Raw genomic sequence first — 16,582 nt, forward strand, 5'->3', positions numbered from 1 at the left:
CCAGCGTGACTGGACCGCCTGGAAGGACCGGATGCACCAGCTAACACTCCCGCTGCCGACACTGCGTCCGGAAGGGATTGCACGTTGCTTCTGGGGCGAGTTAATCACGAACCCGACGCTCGATGCCCATACCCACACCGCACACCGCCAGACCGCCGCATGAAACTCACCGCCGAACGTCCCTTCGCCAACCCAGACGCCGCAGCGCGCAAGCTGGTCGAGATCGCCACTAGCATCGAGCCCGTGCAAGACGGTCGCATCCATATCGAGAAGATCAACGCGCCGTTCCTCTATACGCTCAAGGCCAGCGGCCCGGAGTTCGGTGAGGGCATCAAGCATGCTGTCGAACGCGGCTGGCTCGAGCTACACGAGAGCGGGACTTTCGTGAGGATCTTAAAGACAGAGGCCGCCAACTGAGGCGGCTTCACTCTTCGCGGCAATCCATCCCGTCCGCAGCACGTTGCAGGCTTTATTCTTCCGCATGGCGCGGACGGGATCGTCCCGGTTCGCCGCAACAGGCCTAATTTTCGCGCGCCGATCGGCAACCTCACCAATGAACCGCAAGGCTCCTCCTCGCGACAGAACTAAGGGGCGAGTGGTCAAGTGAGCAGTATCATGCGTATGAAGACACTCGCGTCACATTTCCTTACCTGTATCGTGAGCTTCGCCGGTCTAATTGGGGCGCAGCAAGCATTTTCCCTTCAGGTGGATGTCAGCGCGAAGGCCGACATATTTGTTGATCAGGTAGCCAATCGGGCGGTTAAGGGTGACAGGCTGTCCACTACGCGAGCACTGCCCAACGCTCAAAATGGATTGCTAGCGCCAAAATCGCGCTTTGACGCTCGTTGCAAGCCGCCGATTGATGTCGTGGGACGTTGTTTCGCCGACGCGGGATTGAGCCAGAGAATAGCCTGAGCCGAGCATTCCCCACCTGCTACGCTTTGGCCCCGCCGACTCGTATTGCGCGATCTGCCATTGCACCAGCGCAAAACGAATTTGGAACGGCTGCTGGCGCGCCGTCCGGATGGCATCACCGTCGCGCCCTTCGAGCGCGGCGAGATCGGCCTCGATCTATTCCGCGCCGCGTGCCGCATGGGTTTCGAAGGTCTCGTTTCCAGGCATCGTGACAGGCCTTACCGGGGCGGCCGACAGAAACACTGGACCAAGGTGAAGAACCGCAGCCATCCGGCGGTGGAGCGAGAACTGTGATCGTCTTCGTCTTCGTCTTCGTCTTCGTCTTCGTCAACACCGCCAAGCAGGTCGGCGACAAGGACCACAACGTGTTCGCCGATGTGGAAGCCGCCGAGAAATGGTTCGAAGAGAACGACCCCGAGGGCGTGGCGTTCGAGTATGAGGTTCTGGAGTGAGAGCTGCCGTTATCGCGGAGCTGGTTCGCGCTATTCGTTCCGCTCTCCAGCTGAGGAAAAACACCGGCTGTTAGGCCATGATAGCCTAATCATCTCGATGGGCACCAAGTCGCAAAGCCCGACACCTTCAGCGCGCCCTCACCTCGTGGCTCCGACCGCCTTCGTTGGCAACGATCCGTAGGATTCGCCCGCGCGGGCCACCGAGTCGCTGTGGGTTGTCCTGATCGCCGGATCGACCGGCGCGCTCGATGAAGCATCAGGCCGCTCTATTGCTCGACCGTCTTGGTCGGCACGAACCGCATGTTGGGTCTCGTGACCGCCTCGCAAATCGCCTCCGCATCGGTGGTGTCGTTCTTCTGCCGCTTGACGTAGGGCTTCACATAGGCGGGAGGCATCAACCGCACCGTATGCCCCAACGCCTGCAGTTCGCGGGACCAATAATGGGATGACGCGCAAGCCTCGATTCCTACCAGGCACGGCGACAATTTCTCAAAGAAGGACAGCACGAAACGGCGCTTGAGCTGGCGGCGGATCACCACCTGACCGGTTCCATCGACGCCATGCACTTGAAAGACCGACTTCGCGATATCCAGACCAATCGTCGAAATTGACTGCATAGGCTGCTCCTCCGAATCGTGGGAGCCTCAAACGGCGCCCACTCCTTGGCACTCTCGTGCCCGTGGAGGAGCCGTCCACAGCATCAAAAGTGGACCCAAAGGGCAATTTTCCGCGCTGCCAGCAGCGAAAATCCGTCGCCTGAAATCTATGTACCATCCTGAATTTGCTTGTATTTTACTGGCGCGCTCGGAGAGATTCGAACTCCCGACCCTCGGAATCGAAATCCGATGCTCTATCCAGCTGAGCTACGAGCGCATCCTGCCCGGGACCGGGCGGGTTCCGAGTTTCGTCGGGCTGGGGCGCCCGACCGTTCGGATGCATTGGGATTAGCAGAGAGGCTTGGCGAGCAAAAGCCCCACCTGCCCCATCCGGGCAGGTCGAAGGACATTCACCAGGTCGTGTTGAAGAGGCCGAAATGGGGCTGCTGCGCCACGCGCATCGGCCTGCCGAATGTCGGCTGGCCAAAACCATAATAAGTCGGCTGCCCATAGTAGTAGGGCTGCGGAGACCGCCTGGCGACCTTGCGCTTCGGCTGGACCGGCTTCTTGACCGACGCCGCATCGCCCTTCGGTTCCGTCGGGACGAATTGGGCGAAGGATTCGCGAACCCTTGCCTTGGCTGACATTTCGCCTGCCGGGGAGACGTTCGGCTGGGCGGGCGGCTGCGGAGCAACGCTCGCAGTATTCACCGGCGCGGTCGATGCAACCCTCGGCTGGCTGGTATCGAGCACCACACGTTCCGGCAGCTTACGATCCGAGCGTATCCGGATCAGCGGCGCCTCGTTGCTGGATGTCACGATGCTCTGGCCGACCGGCCCTTCGGGCAGCGCGAGATTCACGACCAATAGCAGCGCAAGCAATGCGCCGCCGACGAACACAAAATACCGAAGGATGGGCATCTGGCAGCGCTCCACCCGCACAACAGCACACGGGCCCTTCGCCTCAACCGGCGATCCTTTAATTGGTTCCTGTGCCGCCCGTCCGGTTCAACGACAACGCGAACTTTTTTCGTGATCGGCGGCGTGACGGTAACTTTTCCGCTACCGCGACAGACCGCCTTTAGACACGTCGCGCCGCGGCGAGCGAACACTTGGCCTGACTGGCGTTCACGTTAACGAAGCCGATTGGCACATGCGCAAAAGTCTTGCGGCTTTTCATGTTTACGGTTTCGGCAAGCACGCGCCTGCGATCGGTGAGATGGCTGCCGTCACGGCGGGTGAAGGCGCAGACGATCTCCAAATCCTTCACGGCGTAGTCGTTGTCATTTCGCAGCGTGAAGGTGACCAGCGCCCGCGATCCGAGCCCGCCACGGCGCCAGGATTGCGACGAAATCCGCAGGCGATCGAGCCCGGCCGGCACTGATGCCTCGGTCGTTGCTGCTGCCGGTGGCACAGACTGCGCAGGCTCCGGCTGGACGGTTGCCAACTCGATCCTGTCGCTCTCATTGCCTTCGGACGCGGACATCAGCCCCCAGGCGCCTCCGCCGACCAGCACCGCTGCCGCAAGCCACAACGGGCTTCTTCGCCTCACTGAGAACGCCGGTCTCAGCAACGCACCGAGTTTGACGAGACCGTTGAGATCGACGCGATAGAGCCTTGCGAGCATGGATGCGTCACCCGATATGCGACGACGCGCGTCTCGCGCCTGCCGTCTTCCTCCCTGGCGCGCCAATACGGTCGTCCCGCGGCGCTTGCCTAGACCAATCCTTCAACCCACAAGCCAGATTTGGGTTCCCGTGGGCAGCAGAATCTCGGGTAACAGGAATGCGCAAGTGGCGATCGACCGAGGGGACCGCTAACATGACCACGACGCCGCAAAGCCCGACGGGAGGAATGAAATGCCTGTAGTCACCTGGGATCATGTCCATCTGCGCAGCCCCGATCCGGAGGCGGCGGCGGCTTGGCTGCGGGACGTGCTGGGTGGCGAAATCGTGCGCGGCCCGGCGCGCATCGACGTCAAGCTCGGCGGCGCCAACATCTTCATTGCACCGCTCGAGCCCGGCAAGCCCATGAACCCGCCCCCGCCTCATCCCCATCAGGGCCTCGACCATTTCGGCGTCACGGTGAAGGACATCGATGCCGTCGCCGCCGAGATGAAGGCGAAGGGCGTTGAGTTCACGCGCGAACCGACGACGATCCGGCCCGGTGTTCGCGTCTGCTTCATCCGCGGCCCCGAAGGTATTTCAGTCGAGCTACTCGAGCGCGACAAGAAATACACCTGATCCTGCGGCGTGCAACATCACCCAATCCATCCACCGTAGCTCCTCCGAGCTACGCTGGATCGGACATCGTCAGGTCATGCTGCCCGGCATGAAGCAGCGGATCGTGACACCCATGTAGCCGTAGATCGGCCATACCATGGTGCGCCCGACCCGGTTCGGCTCCGAAATCACGGCTTCTTCCGGGACATCGACCCACACCAGCTCCTGCTGCTGGCCGTAGATCATGAAGCCATAGCGCGGCACGCGGACACGGTAGTGCCCGTCCTTGCTTTCCCAGTCGGAATCCGAGATCGCCGACCCGTCGGCGTCGGAGCAACACGGCCCCTTGCCACTGCGCAAGCCGTCAAACCAGGCCTTCAATTCGGCATTGGTGTTGACGAATTGGCCGCGGTCGCGTGCGTGCCCGAAGGGGGCCGCAAGCGCCACCAGGAGTATGGCACAACCGAGTTTCGCCGCGCGTCTCCAGCGCGTTGAACGGCCGATCTGCCCATGACCTGGTTCACAACGGCTTGCTTCACAACTGACATTGTCTAGATGCGCACTGCATAGACGCGGCTCATCGCCGCCGGAATTGATCCAGTTGATCACGTTCGTCTTGCTCCAGCACCCCGCGGCCGGTGCAACTAGGGTTTATGCATTTCGCGGGCCAACTTGATTCGCTTCACATGGCCTCGCTGCTTTATGAGGCCGTCATACCCCTGTCATGCGCAAGCCGGGACAACTACGGCTTGGCGCCCGGGCCGCGGGCGAACTCCCGCGTTGCACGAAGGATGGCGCTTTGGCATAAACATCGGACCGGCGCGCCACGGGGCGAAGGCAGCCGGCCGCGGGACGTCATGAAGAATGGTCTTTATTCGATTCACGTGACGCTGCTCGATGGACGCGTCGGCAAGGGCAGCGGCGTAATCCTGTTTCGCGACGGTCAAATTCTCGGCGGCGATGCCTATCTCTATTACACCGGCAGCTACACGGTGAGGGACAACACCTTCAAGGGCGAGGTGCTGGTACAGCGGCACACCTCTCCGCGCGGCGACGACAATCCCCTGTTCGGCGGTCCAGCGCCGGTCGGCATCGGCGTCAGCGGCATCTTCACCGATTTGCGCGCGGAGATGACGGGAACCGCGCTCGTCGGCAAGGCGAGCCTGATCTTTGGCGCCACGCTGCGCAAGCTCGCAGACATCGATTAGCGACGCGCTATTCCGCGGCCTGCTCCAGCGGCGCGACGCGCGGCAGGATCATCTGGATGCGCGTACCGCCGCCCGGCTCGGAGTCGAGATCAAGGCGCCCGCCAAGCCGGTTGGTGACGATACTGTAGACGATGTGCAGGCCGAGGCCGGTGCCGCCCTGGTCGCGTCGCGTCGTGAAGAACGGATCGAAGGCACGGCGGCGGACGTCGAGCGACATGCCGCAGCCATTGTCGGAGAAGATGATCTCGACATTGTCCTTGCCGGATTCGCGTACCTGGATGTCGATGAGGCCTGGCCGCCCGTCCGGAAAGGCGTGCGCGACGGAATTGAGGAACAGGTTGGTCAGCACCTGGCCGTACGGGCCGGGATAGCTGTTCATGATCAGGTTGGGCTGGCACTCGACATTGAGCGTCAGGTTGTGCTTACGCAGGCCCGGTCGCAGACTCAGCACCACCTGCTCTGTGAGATCGGCAAGATCAAAGCTGCGCTGATCCGAATAGTTCCGGTCGGCGGCCACCTGCTTGAACGACTGGATCAGCTCGGCGGCACGGTTGAGATTGGCGACGAGCTGCGAAGACGCATCGCGGCTGGTGTTGAGATAGTCGTTGAGTGTCGAGCGGCGCAGCTCGCCGCGCTCGACCTCGGCCGAGAACACCGCCGTCTTGCGCTCCAGCGCGGACGCCACCGTCAGGCTGATTCCGACGGGATTGTTGACCTCATGCGCGACGCCCGCGACCAGGCGCCCGAGCGCGGCAAGCTTCTCCGCCTCGATCAGCGAGGCCTGGGTCTCGCGCAGATTACGCAGCGCAGTTTCGGCGGCCTCCTTCGCTTTGCGCATCTCCTGCTCGCCGCGCTTGCGCTCGCCGATGTCGAGCGCCACGGTGACGATCCGCTCGATCTCGCCATCGGCATCGAGCAGCGGCAATTTGTTGACCAGCCACTGCCGCATGTTGCCGGAGGAATCCTCGTACTCCTCCTCGTAGAAGCCGAGACCCTTGCGGAACTTCAGCACCCGCTTGTCGTTCTCGTCGGTCTTGGCCGCGCCATAGCGCGACATCAGGTCGGCGGTGGTACGACCAAGCGCGTCACCGGGCTCGATGCCGAAGATGCCCGCCATATAGCGGTTCATCAGCACGTAGCAGAGATCGCGGTCCTTCACGTTGATGACAGCCGGCACGGTGTCGATGACCTGCTGCAGCAGCCGCCGGCCTTCGGCGATGGCGTCTTCCGCGCGCTTCTGGTCGGTGATGTCGCGCAGCGTACCCTCGTAGCGCACGATCCTGCCCTCCTCGTCGCGGACGCCGGTCGCGCTGTCGGATAGCCACAGAATGTTGCCGCTGCGCTGGCGCACCTGGTACTCGAACTCGCGCACCATGCCGTCGCGCTCCATCAGGCGCTGATATTCTTCGCGCGCCTCGACATGGACGTAGATGGTGTGCGCGATGTCGTTGATGCTGTCGATGAGGTGCTGAGGGCTGTCATAGCCCATCATCCGCGCCAGCGCCGGATTGGCATTGAGGAGATCGCCGGCCGGCGTGGTAACGTAAATGCCGTCGACCGAGCCCTCGAACAGCTTGCGATAGCTTTCTTCCGCGAGGCGCTGCTCGGTGAGCGCGCGAACCGCCGCCTCGCGCGCGGTGTCTGCCTCTTCCAGCGCACGGCGGAACACCTCCGCGGCGCGCGCAATGTCGCCAATCTCGTTGTCGAGATCGGCGGACGGGATGGACGTGTTCTTCTCGCCCGCCGCAAGCGCGCGGATCGAGCGCGCGATCTGGGCCAGTGGACGCACCGTCCGGCGCACCACGAAACCGGCGGCAATGATGCCGATCAGCACGCCGATGGTGCCGAGCACGATGCTCTGCCACCTCGCCTCCGCGAGCGTCCGGGCGAAATCGCGCGACAGCACGTGCCCGCGTCGCGCGCTGACCTCGCGCAGCAACTCGGTGACGCGCCCGATCAGCCGTCCCTCGGTCCCCAGCACTTCGCTGTCGATATCGGCGATCTGACGTTCGCGGACCGCGACGGCGATGATGGCTTCGGAATAGTTGTTGACCGCCGATCTCAGCCTTGCATCGGCGATGGTCAAGGTCCGCATGCCTTGCGCCGCCTGCTCGGCGGCCGACGGATTGCGCGCCAGCAAGCCGAGCGCGATCCGGCTCTGAGCTTCCGACAACCGGGACGCGAGCTCCCGATCGCCGGTTTCGGCAACGGCCGTGTCGAACGCCTCGCGCAGCGGCGGCAGACCGGCGAGCAGCTGGGCACGGCGATCGATCAGGGTCGAGATCCGGTCCAGCCCGCTCCGATAGGTCGCAAGGCGCTCGGTGACCCCATCGATCATGTCCTGCTGCTCGGGAGCGAGCTCGATACGGGTCTTCTTCAGGATGTCGCTCAGGGTGGAGGCGGCTTCCCCGACCTGCTTGAACTGGATGCCGGCGCCGGGGTCCGTGACGAAATCACGTGCGGCCAGCCGCAATTCGTTCATGCGGCGGTCGATATCCTCGGCAAGGTCGCCGACGCTCTGCAGGCGCTGGAGCTCGGCGAAGGTCGAATCGATGTGGCGGATCGCGATCACGCTCGCGGTCGAGGTGACGATGATCACGGCCAGCACCAGAATGAAGCTGCCGAATGTCAGTTGGCCGATCGAGAGCGAAAACGCTCGCTTCGGGTGCGAATTCGGCATCAGTTCGGCAGGCATTTGGTCAGGACCGGACTCCATACGGCCCCAATATACGACGTATTCCACCCCCGGGGGAACATGCCTCGACCGGCCGGCGGGGCCGGTTTTTACGATACCTTAGCCATCCGCGCAGCGCTTCCCGGGATGGTCATGGCGGCGACGCCGATGACGACTGAGGCGAGCCCGATCCACGCCGTCCGGCTCAGGCTCTCGCCGAGGAACGCCACGCTGATGGCAACACCGATCGGCACGCGCAGATAGGCCTGCGCCGTGGTGCCGACCGAGCCGAGGGTCTGGATCAGGCGGAAATAGATTACGAAGGCCGCCGCGGTCGAAAACACGGCGAGCGCCAGCAGCGCGAGGACGGAACCTGCCGAGGGCGACAGCGTCCAGGGCTGCTCGATGGCGAGCGAGGCGGGCATCAGCACCGCCGCGCCCGCAAGCAGCGAGCCTGCGGCGGGCGCCATCGGATCGAGCCCCTTGAAGCCGCGGCCGAAGATGGCCGCGCAAGCGTAGCAGAGCGTTGCCGCAACGATCGCAGTCTCGGCGGCGAGGCCGCGGCCGATGTCATGGAATGCATCGACGCCGACGATCAGGCAGATGCCGGCCATCCCGGCGACGACGCCGAACAGTTTTCGCGCCGTGGTGGTTTCGTGCTGGGTCACAAGGGCCGTGAACAGGAAGGTGAAGATCGGCGCGGCCGAGTTGAGGATGGTGGCGAGCGCCGCATCGACATAGCGCTCGCCCCAGGCGATCAGGGTCCACGGAACGACGCTGTTGAGGCAGGCCTGGAAGGCGAAGCGGCGCCAGGTCGCAAGATCAGTCGGCATGGCGATGCCGCGCAGGCGCATGACCATCAGCAGCAGCGTGCCCGCGATCGCGGTGCGCGCCGCGATCAGCGTGATCGGCGCAATGGTGGCGACGCCGAGCTTGATGAAGGTGTAGGAGCCGCCCCAGAGCGTCGCAAGCAGGAGCAGCAATGCGAGCTCGAAGGTGATCGTCGATTGCCGCTGTGAGGCGTCCATGGCGCGCGTTCCGTCCGGATATGACCCGAGCGGACTCTACAGCGCCGCCAGCAAAAATAGTTCGTCGCCTATCGAAGTGTATCAGCCGAGGGCGCCGACCTCGAACACCTCCCCGTCATAGCCGGCCTCGCGGGGGATGCGGAGCTGGCGACCCGTTTCAGTCTTCGTCATCACCGGCATCACCGTGACGATGGACATGCCGCGGGCATGCTCGAGAGCGGACGTCACCGTCGGCTGCTTGGCGAGCCGGATCAGATTGCGTGTCGTCGGGAACGGCAACTTGAACCGGCCGCTATCGCCGCCCGCCACGGCTTCGCGCGGGGAGACCCAGATCGAATCCGTCGACTCCCTTCCGTCATGGGCGCCGAGCTGATCGGGCGGCGCGGCGGCGAGGAAGAACCAGGTGTCGAAGCGCTTTGGCATGCCCTCCGGCGTGATCCAGTGCGCATAGGGCACCAGAGCATCGAGCACAAGCTGGAGGCCGTTGTCGGAGAGGATGCTGAGGAAGCTGATTTTGTGCTCGTTGAGCGCAACGCGATGAGCGTCCGCGATCGCGCCGGCACGCTTGGCGTCGACCGGCGCGGAGGAGCCCTTCTCCCGCGCCAGCAGGATGCCGCTCTCCTCGAACGTCTCGCGGATCGCGGCGATCCGGAAGCCGAGATCGTCTTCCGAAAGCCCCTCGCCGCCCGCGTAAAGCGCAGGCCGCGCGATGATCTCCTTGTCGCCGGCATCGACGCTGCCGCCGGGAAACACCAGCGCGCCCGAGTTGAACTCGATCTGATGGTGACGCACCATCATGAAGACTTCGACCTCCTTGGCTGCGCCGTCGCGCAGCAGGAGGATCGTGGACGCAGGGCGTGATGCAGCGGCTTCAAGCATGCAACTAACCTGCTGCGCTCGATTGCGGCTGGAGATTGGCGCGCTTGTCGATGCGGGCCACGCGCGACAGCAGATACTCGACCTCCGCTTTCGCCGCCGGCGTGATGGTCGCGCCGGGCTTGCGCTGCGCGCTGGAGGCGATGATGCCGCGCTTCTGGAGCACGTATTTGCGCACCGCAAGGCCGGCGCCCGGCTGCTGCTCGTAACGGATCAGCGGCAGATGGGCGTCGAACAGATCATGCGCGGCATCGCGCTTGCCTTCCTTGGAGAGGCGCACGACGTCGATCAGGAGCTCGGGGAAGGCATAGCCGGTCATTGCACCGTCGGCGCCGCGCTCCATCTCGAAGTCCAGGAACATGCCGCCATTGCCGCAGAGGATTGAGAGCGGCCGCAGCGAGCCGTCCTTCTGGAAGTTGCGCAAGGTTGAAATCTTCTCTAGCCCCGGCCAGTCCTCGTGCTTGAGCATCACGCAGTTCGGATTGTCCATGACGATCTTGCGGATCACTGCGGGGGTGAACACAACGGAGAGCGTCAGCGGATAATCCTGAAGCACCCACGGCACGTCGGGCCCGATCGCTTCGGCCGCCTGCTTGAAATAGCCGGTGATCTGATCGTCGGTGCGCAAGGACGGCGGCGGCGCAATCATCACGCCGGCGGCCCCCGCATCCATCGAGGCACGCGCCAGCGAGCGCATGGTGGCAAAGCCCGGCGCGGAGACGCCGACGATCACCTGCATCTTCTTCGCCCGCTTGACGAAGCGCACCGCCACCTGCTCGGCCTCGACGGCATCGAGCTTCGGCGCCTCACCGAGAATGCCGAGCACGGTGACGCCCTCGCAGCCGACCTGCTCGTAGAAATCGGTCAGGCGGTCGATCGAGCGCTCGTCGATCCGGCCGTCATCATGGAACGGCGTCGGCGCGATCGCGAAGGTGCCCTTGGCTTCGGCGGTCAGTTTCATAAGTCCTTATCCTCTGTTCGTCAGTCCGGGGCGGCTCGCAGAGCCGAACCCGGAATCTCTAGGTTCCGGGTTCGATGCTTCGCATCGCCACGGAACGACCATGGCCTAAAACCGCCGCGCCGACTTCTTGATCTCCTCCTCGGAGAAGAAGATCTCCGTGGCGTGATCGACGACGTCCTGGGCCTTCCAGCCCGTGTGCGGCGGTTTCCAGCCTTCCATCTCCATCATCCGCATTTCGCGCACGCCGCGCGGCCCGGACACGCCCAGCACCTTGCCGGTCTGGTCGCCCGACAAATCGCTGACCATGTATAACACGGCCGGCGCGATGCCGTCCGGCCCGAGCGCCGCCGAGGGGTTCTCCTTATAGCGGGGCAGGTCTGCGGTCATGCGGGTCAGCGCGCCCGGCGCCAGCGTCCAGATCCGGATGTTGTATTTGCGGCCCTCGATCGCCAGCACGTTGGACAGGCCCCAGATGCCGCCCTTGGCCGCGCCGTAATTGGTCTGGCCGAAATTGCCGATCAGGCCGGAGGTCGAGGAGGTGTTGACGATGACGCCTCCGCCATTTTCCCGCATCCAGCGAAACACCGGCAGAGTGCAACAAAAGGTGCCCTTCAGATGCACCTTGATCACCGTATCCCAGTCGGCTTCCGCAGCCTTGGCAAACGTCTGGTCGCGCAAAATGCCGGCATTGTTGACGAGAATGTCGGCGCGGCCAAAGTGCTTGATGGCGTCGTCGAACACGGACTGACCGCCTTCCATGGTGGAGATGTCGGCGCCGTTGGCGACCGCACGTCCGCCTTCGGCCTTGATCGCGTCGACCACCTGCTGCGCCATCGACTTGTCGGCGCCGGAGCCGTCACGGGGACCACCGAGGTCGTTGACGACGACCGCCGCCCCTTCCCGCGCGAACAGCTTTGCGTAGGCCTCACCGAGCCCGCCGCCCGCGCCGGTGATCAGCGCAACCTTGCCGTCGAGTAGTCCCATGGTGGCTTCTCCCTGTTTTTTGTTGTCATTCCGGGGCAGCGCGCAGCGCTGAACCCGGAATCCAGAGGTGTGGCGCGAAATTCCGGGTTCGCGCTTCGCGCGCCCCGGAATGACGGAGATCAGCTAACCCAGCACCGTCTTGCCGTTCTTGATCACGGTGACGCCGCGCGACTTCACCTTCGCTTCGAAGGAGATCACGTTGCCGTCTTTCCACATGTCCATGGTCACGGTCTCGCCAGGATAGACGGGCGACGAAAACCGCGCGATGTGCTGGCGGAAGGCACTTGGCTCATAGTCGGCATAGGTCTGGAGCACGCCGCGGCAGGTGATGCCGTAAGTGCACATGCCGTGCAGGATCGGCCGAGGGAAGCCGGCCTTCCTGGCGAACTCGGGATCGCGTGCAACGGGTTGCGGTCGCCGCAGAGGCGATAGACCAGCGCCTGGTCGGGGCGCGTGGAGATGTCGACAGTTCTATCCGGCGCGCGCGACGGGATCTTGTGCGGATCGGGCTGGGTCAGGTTCGGCCCGCCAAAGCCGCCGTCGCCGCGGGCAAAGCGCGAAGCGACGAGGGTCGCGAGCTTCTCGCCCTTCTCGTTCTTCAGCACGGTCTGGTGACTGATCACCACGCCCTTGTCCTTGCCCTTGTCGTAGACCTCGAGCACCGAGGAGTCGGCGGTGATGTGAGCCGCAGGCGGCAGCGGCTGGTGGAAGGTGATGTCGCGCTCACCATCGACCACCATGACGCGGTTCAGATTCATCTCGCCCGGCCCCGAGCCCCACGCCGCGACGGACGCAAACGTCGGCACCACCTTGAGCGGCCGCGGGGTCAGCGTGCCCTCGTTGACGAACGCGAGCTCATTCTCGTCCATGGGATCAGCACCGAGCCCGATGCCATAGGCGTACAGCATCACCTCGCGATCGCTGTAGGCGTATTTCTGGCCGAGGTTTTTGAGGGCTTTGAGCTCTTCGTATCTCGCCGACATGTTTCCAGTTTCCTCCCGGCTCTCTCTGCGAACAGCGGCGCTCATCGATGTGCCCTCTCCCCTTGTGGGAGAGGGCGGCGAGAGCCGCGCAACAAACTCTTTTTGGGTGAGGGGTTGCCTCCACACAGAAACTCTCCCCGCGGAGAGATACCCCTCATCCGGCGCTGCGCGCCACCTTCTCCCACAAGGGGAGAAGGGAAGAAGCTAGACCGGCGTGAAGAACGGCAGCGGTGCGCCGTCGGTGGACTTCCACACCACCTTCACCTTCTGCCCGATCTTCAGCGTCGTCAGATCACAATCGACGAAGTTGGTCTGGAGCGACGGGCCCTCCTTCAGCGTGACATAGCCGATCGCATAGGGCCCGGTCGGCGACTTCCGCATCAGGCTGTAGGTGTAGATCGTACCCTCACCCGAACTCTCCTCCCAATCCGTCTTGTCGGAGAAGCAGAACGGGCAGATCGCGCGCGGGAAGTAGTGCGCTTCGCCGCAAGACGTGCAGCGCTTGATCATGAACTTGCCTTGGCGAGCCGCTTCCCAGAACGGCGCGGTCTCCGCGTTTGTCACCGGGGCTGGATACTTCTTCGCTTCGCTCATCACACGCGCTCCAGAATGGCCGTCGAGGCGGCATGGCGGACGCCCAACAATCCGCCGGTGCCGTGGGCGATGGCGAGATCGCAATTCGGCACCTGCACCTTCGGATGCGCCTCGCCGCGCAGCTGCCTGACGGCCTCGATGATCTTGGTCATGCCGCCGCGGTTGACGGGATGATTGCTGCAGAGGCCGCCGCCATCGGTGTTGAACGGCAGCTTGCCGACGCCCGAGATCAGATTGCCGTCGGCGACGAATTTTCCGCCCTCGCCCTTCTTGCAGAAGCCGAGGTCCTCGAGCTGCATGAGCACCGTGATGGTGAAGCTGTCGTAGATCGAGGCGTATTTGATGTCCTTCGGCGTGATGCCCGCTTCCTCGAAGGCTCGCGGGCCGGACCACACGCCGGCGGAGTAAGTGAGATCGAGATCCTTGCCGCCGCGTGGCCCCTTCATCGCTTCGCCATGGCCGATCAGGCGCACCTGCGGCTTCTTCAGGCTCTTGGCAATCTCCGGCGTCGTCACGATCAGCGCGCCGCCGCCGTCGGAGACGACGCAGCAATCCATCCGGTGCAGCGGATCGGAGATCATCGGCGAGTTCAGCACGTCCTCGACGGTGACGACGTCCTTCAGCATCGCATGCGGATTGTATTGCGCGTGATGGGAGGCTGCGACCTTGATCCAGGCGAGCTGCTCTGAGGTGGTGCCATAGTCGTGCATGTGGCGCATGGCACACATGCCATAGGCATTGTGGGTGGTCGCGCCATAAGCGGACTCGAAATCGAGCTCGGCGCCGGCCGCGCGCGGCGGCATCGGGCCGGTGCGCGGCTTGCCGGCGAGCGTGATCAGCGCGACCGAGCATTTTCCCGCAGCGATCGCCTCGGCCGCGTGACCGAGATGAATGATGTAGGAACAGCCGCCGGTTTCGGTGGAATCGACATGGCGCAGCTTCTTGGTGTTCAGGCCGAGATAATCGACCATCGGCCAGGCGCCGCCGGGCGCATCGCCGGCGCAGAAATAGCCGTCAACGTCGTCCTTGCTGAGCCCGGCATCCTCGATCGCGCCCTTTGCGACCTCGGCGTGGAGCTGCGCGGTGGATTTGTCCGGCGCATGCCGGGTCGGGTGCTCAAAAATCCCGGCAATGTAGGCCTTGCCCTTGATGGTCAAGTCGAGTCTCCGCTGGCGTTTCTTCTTGCAAGGTTTTTCTGACGCGCTGCGGCGGCCTTGGCAAGCGCGGAAATATTCCGTGTCGCGAGAGCGCAGCGGGTGGGCGCAAGTGCACCGAACTCCCGTGTCCCGGACGCGCTGCAACGCGCCAGCGTTGCTGCGCAGAGCCGGGACCCACGCCGCCACGCGGATCATTGCAACATGGGCCCCGGCTCTGCAGCGCACCGCTTCTGGACGATGCTTCGCATCGCCAGGGAAGCGCTGCGCTGCGTCCGGGGCACGAGAGCTTCGTGCCAAGTCGTACAGGTGATTTGCCCGACGGCACAAGTGATTTCTTTTTTATCGAAATGAAGCCCGTTTTATCGAAATCAACCCCATGCAAAGTAGCGGTGGTGTGTGTTGCCGGCCTGGGCAGCACAACGAATAGTACCCCTCCCGGTGAACCGGCTCGCACGTGGCGACCACAAATGGCACCGGCCGACGCCATCACCGCGCGAGGGAGGCTGCACTGACCAAGGCTTCGATCGGCATTTTCTGCATCGGCGTGATCCTGCTGTTGGCCTCACGCGGCCAGGCGATCGCCGAGGACGTTCGCGTGAAGGGCTGCTTCGATCGCAGGTCGAACGCCGAGCAGCGCGACTGCCTCCACGATCTCTATCGCGCAGCGCAGGCCGAGCTCGACCAACTTTATCGGCAAACGATCGAGGACAAGACCGTTCGGGAAGCCGAAGCGCGGGCGCAAAATCCGTTGCCGCCGGGCTCCAGCTGGGCCGAGCGGATTGCCGCGAGTCAGAAGGCTTGGGAAGGCTATCGCGAAGCCGAGTGTTGGGGCGTCGTGGGACAGCCCGGCGGCTCGGGAAGCCGAACCTGGGCGTATGGCTGCCTCGCGGAGAAGACGTTCGAGCGGATCAGCGAACTGAAGGTGCCGTTCGATCAGCGATAATATCCAAGCTTCAAAGTTACTGGCAGGGCTCTGGCTCAAGGACCATGGGCTTGAAACCCGTCGACAGCCAAATGACTTTGCCGGCCTGCGTGTTGAAGAGGATGGAGCGTTTGTGGTCGAGACTCTCCACCTCGATCAGATATTCAGGAGAATATTCGCTCGTCGCGCTCTTCGGATTCTGCTCTGTCTTGGTGTCGGCCGTATCGCTTCCGCCGCGATCATAGAAGCCCAAAGTCTTCTTCACCTGCCCATAAGCAACACGGATGTCGTCCTCCGTGGCGCCAATTCCAAGGCCGTGCGTGTCAGCCACCTGAGGCACCTTCCCATCCGAGTTATAAACCTGGATGACGGTGATCCTGCCGTGCTCAATGACGTAACCCAGGCCCGGGTCCTGTCCGTCGGCGCGCCAGGTCACGTAGCATTGGTCATCTTTGAAGGGGAGTTGCCGAGGCAGCAGCTTTGTCTTCAGCGCTTGCTCGGCCGCTTTCACGTCCATGCCCAGGCGGACCGGACCGACGCCCTCCCACGACAAGGTTTCGGCAGCGGCCGGCGTCGTCAGCAGCCAGGCTGACATCATCAACAACGCACGCCGCATTCACTCCCCCCGAAGCCCGGTATCGATCGCGATCAACTTGTAGCCCGCATGGAGCGAAGCGCAATCCGGGGTCGTCACCCGCGGATGCATTCAGCCCGGATTACGCTTGCAGCGAAATCCGGGCTACGGGGCCTTTGCCCTCCGATAGAGCAGGTCCAGCGCCGGACGCACAAAGCATCCGAGGAATGCGCCCAGCAGGCAAAGGGCGGCAATTTCGTTGTCCCACCTGAATCCGGCATGGGCCACCGCGCGAACCATCAGGACGTAGATCGCCAAGACAAGCCCGCCCGCGAACAAGACTCTCTCCCAAAAAAGCCTGGTTAGCGAGCAGATGACTCCGCACACGAAACCGAACGACAATTCGATCCAGTGGAGAGCCAGCCACTCGCTCATCA

At 63.7% G+C, this 16,582-nt stretch carries 19 protein-coding genes, 1 tRNA gene and 2 pseudogenes; 7 read left to right on the forward strand and 15 right to left on the reverse strand.

What is annotated here, in order from left to right:
• Positions 1-159 precede the first annotated feature (159 nt).
• From YUU_RS0131775 to YUU_RS59065, 4 genes are all read left to right on the forward strand, one after another.
• The gene (locus tag YUU_RS0131775) at positions 160-417 is read left to right on the forward strand and encodes a hypothetical protein (RefSeq protein ID WP_027525976.1); all 258 of its coding nucleotides are present in this window, start codon (positions 160-162) and stop codon (positions 415-417) included.
• 198 nt (positions 418-615) lie between these two features.
• The gene (locus tag YUU_RS59060; RefSeq protein WP_156944605.1) at positions 616-915 is read left to right on the forward strand and encodes a hypothetical protein; all 300 of its coding nucleotides are present in this window, start codon (positions 616-618) and stop codon (positions 913-915) included.
• A 45-nt stretch (positions 916-960) separates the two neighbouring features.
• Positions 961-1,209 (forward strand): hypothetical protein, encoded by a 249-nt coding sequence (locus YUU_RS52430; RefSeq protein WP_371260526.1) that lies wholly within the window; start codon positions 961-963, stop codon positions 1,207-1,209.
• Positions 1,206-1,367: a hypothetical protein gene (locus YUU_RS59065; protein WP_156944606.1), complete on the forward strand. Its 162-nt coding sequence runs from the start codon at positions 1,206-1,208 to the stop codon at positions 1,365-1,367. The genes YUU_RS52430 and YUU_RS59065 overlap by 4 nt, the downstream gene beginning before the upstream one ends.
• A gap of 269 nt (positions 1,368-1,636) precedes the next feature.
• Here YUU_RS59065 and YUU_RS52435 read toward each other — a convergent pair.
• The 4 genes and pseudogenes from YUU_RS52435 to YUU_RS0131805 form a co-directional block, all read right to left on the reverse strand.
• Positions 1,637-1,984, reverse strand: a pseudogene (locus tag YUU_RS52435) (IS110 family transposase); the annotation flags it as partial.
• A gap of 179 nt (positions 1,985-2,163) precedes the next feature.
• Positions 2,164-2,240, reverse strand: a tRNA-Arg gene (locus YUU_RS0131795).
• A gap of 133 nt (positions 2,241-2,373) precedes the next feature.
• On the reverse strand, positions 2,374-2,883 hold the full coding sequence (locus tag YUU_RS0131800) for a hypothetical protein (protein WP_027525977.1): 510 nt from the start codon (positions 2,881-2,883) through the stop codon (positions 2,374-2,376).
• 160 nt (positions 2,884-3,043) lie between these two features.
• Positions 3,044-3,589: a hypothetical protein gene (locus YUU_RS0131805; RefSeq protein WP_035663915.1), complete on the reverse strand. Its 546-nt coding sequence runs from the start codon at positions 3,587-3,589 to the stop codon at positions 3,044-3,046.
• Positions 3,590-3,821: 232 nt separating this feature from the next.
• On the opposite strand from YUU_RS0131805, the gene YUU_RS0131810 reads away from it, so the two are divergent.
• The gene (locus YUU_RS0131810; RefSeq protein ID WP_027525979.1) at positions 3,822-4,205 is read left to right on the forward strand and encodes a VOC family protein; all 384 of its coding nucleotides are present in this window, start codon (positions 3,822-3,824) and stop codon (positions 4,203-4,205) included.
• A gap of 69 nt (positions 4,206-4,274) precedes the next feature.
• On the opposite strand, the gene YUU_RS0131815 is transcribed toward YUU_RS0131810, so the two are convergent.
• Complete coding sequence (locus tag YUU_RS0131815; protein WP_027525980.1) at positions 4,275-4,793, reverse strand: hypothetical protein; 519 nt, start codon at positions 4,791-4,793, stop codon at positions 4,275-4,277.
• Positions 4,794-5,041: 248 nt separating this feature from the next.
• Between YUU_RS0131815 and YUU_RS0131820 the strand changes: the two genes are divergently transcribed.
• Complete coding sequence (locus tag YUU_RS0131820) at positions 5,042-5,392, forward strand: GrlR family regulatory protein (protein ID WP_027525981.1); 351 nt, start codon at positions 5,042-5,044, stop codon at positions 5,390-5,392.
• Positions 5,393-5,399: 7 nt separating this feature from the next.
• On the opposite strand, the gene YUU_RS0131825 is transcribed toward YUU_RS0131820, so the two are convergent.
• The 8 genes and pseudogenes from YUU_RS0131825 to YUU_RS0131860 form a co-directional block, all read right to left on the reverse strand.
• Positions 5,400-8,087 (reverse strand): PAS domain S-box protein, encoded by a 2,688-nt coding sequence (locus tag YUU_RS0131825; protein WP_027525982.1) that lies wholly within the window; start codon positions 8,085-8,087, stop codon positions 5,400-5,402.
• An 89-nt stretch (positions 8,088-8,176) separates the two neighbouring features.
• Complete coding sequence (locus YUU_RS0131830; RefSeq protein WP_027525983.1) at positions 8,177-9,094, reverse strand: DMT family transporter; 918 nt, start codon at positions 9,092-9,094, stop codon at positions 8,177-8,179.
• Positions 9,095-9,175: 81 nt separating this feature from the next.
• A complete protein-coding gene (locus tag YUU_RS0131835) occupies positions 9,176-9,973 on the reverse strand; it encodes an NUDIX hydrolase (RefSeq protein ID WP_027525984.1) in 798 nt (265 codons plus the stop codon).
• A 4-nt stretch (positions 9,974-9,977) separates the two neighbouring features.
• Positions 9,978-10,931, reverse strand: a complete 954-nt coding sequence (locus YUU_RS0131840; RefSeq protein ID WP_027525985.1) for a dihydrodipicolinate synthase family protein — start codon at positions 10,929-10,931, stop codon at positions 9,978-9,980.
• Positions 10,932-11,036: 105 nt separating this feature from the next.
• The gene (locus YUU_RS0131845; protein WP_027525986.1) at positions 11,037-11,915 is read right to left on the reverse strand and encodes an SDR family oxidoreductase; all 879 of its coding nucleotides are present in this window, start codon (positions 11,913-11,915) and stop codon (positions 11,037-11,039) included.
• Positions 11,916-12,038: 123 nt separating this feature from the next.
• Positions 12,039-12,898 (reverse strand): annotated as a pseudogene (locus YUU_RS52440) (MaoC/PaaZ C-terminal domain-containing protein).
• 204 nt (positions 12,899-13,102) lie between these two features.
• On the reverse strand, positions 13,103-13,492 hold the full coding sequence (locus YUU_RS0131855; protein WP_027525987.1) for a Zn-ribbon domain-containing OB-fold protein: 390 nt from the start codon (positions 13,490-13,492) through the stop codon (positions 13,103-13,105).
• Complete coding sequence (locus YUU_RS0131860; RefSeq protein WP_027525988.1) at positions 13,492-14,649, reverse strand: thiolase domain-containing protein; 1,158 nt, start codon at positions 14,647-14,649, stop codon at positions 13,492-13,494. The genes YUU_RS0131855 and YUU_RS0131860 overlap by 1 nt, the downstream gene beginning before the upstream one ends.
• Positions 14,650-15,103: 454 nt before the next feature.
• Between YUU_RS0131860 and YUU_RS55315 the strand changes: the two genes are divergently transcribed.
• Positions 15,104-15,592 carry a lysozyme inhibitor LprI family protein gene (locus tag YUU_RS55315; RefSeq protein WP_051389996.1) on the forward strand — a complete coding sequence of 163 codons (489 nt, stop codon included), beginning with the start codon at positions 15,104-15,106 and terminating at the stop codon, positions 15,590-15,592.
• 16 nt (positions 15,593-15,608) lie between these two features.
• Here YUU_RS55315 and YUU_RS0131870 read toward each other — a convergent pair whose 3' ends face one another.
• Together YUU_RS0131870 and YUU_RS0131880 are read right to left on the reverse strand one after the other, a co-directional pair.
• Entirely contained in the window at positions 15,609-16,187 is a 579-nt protein-coding gene (locus YUU_RS0131870; RefSeq protein ID WP_027525989.1) for a hypothetical protein, read from the reverse strand.
• Positions 16,188-16,310: 123 nt separating this feature from the next.
• Entirely contained in the window at positions 16,311-16,580 is a 270-nt protein-coding gene (locus YUU_RS0131880; protein WP_027525990.1) for a hypothetical protein, read from the reverse strand.
• Positions 16,581-16,582: the final 2 nt, after the last annotated feature.

The organism is Bradyrhizobium sp. Ec3.3, from assembly GCF_000472925.1.
GTDB lineage: Bacteria > Pseudomonadota > Alphaproteobacteria > Rhizobiales > Xanthobacteraceae > Bradyrhizobium.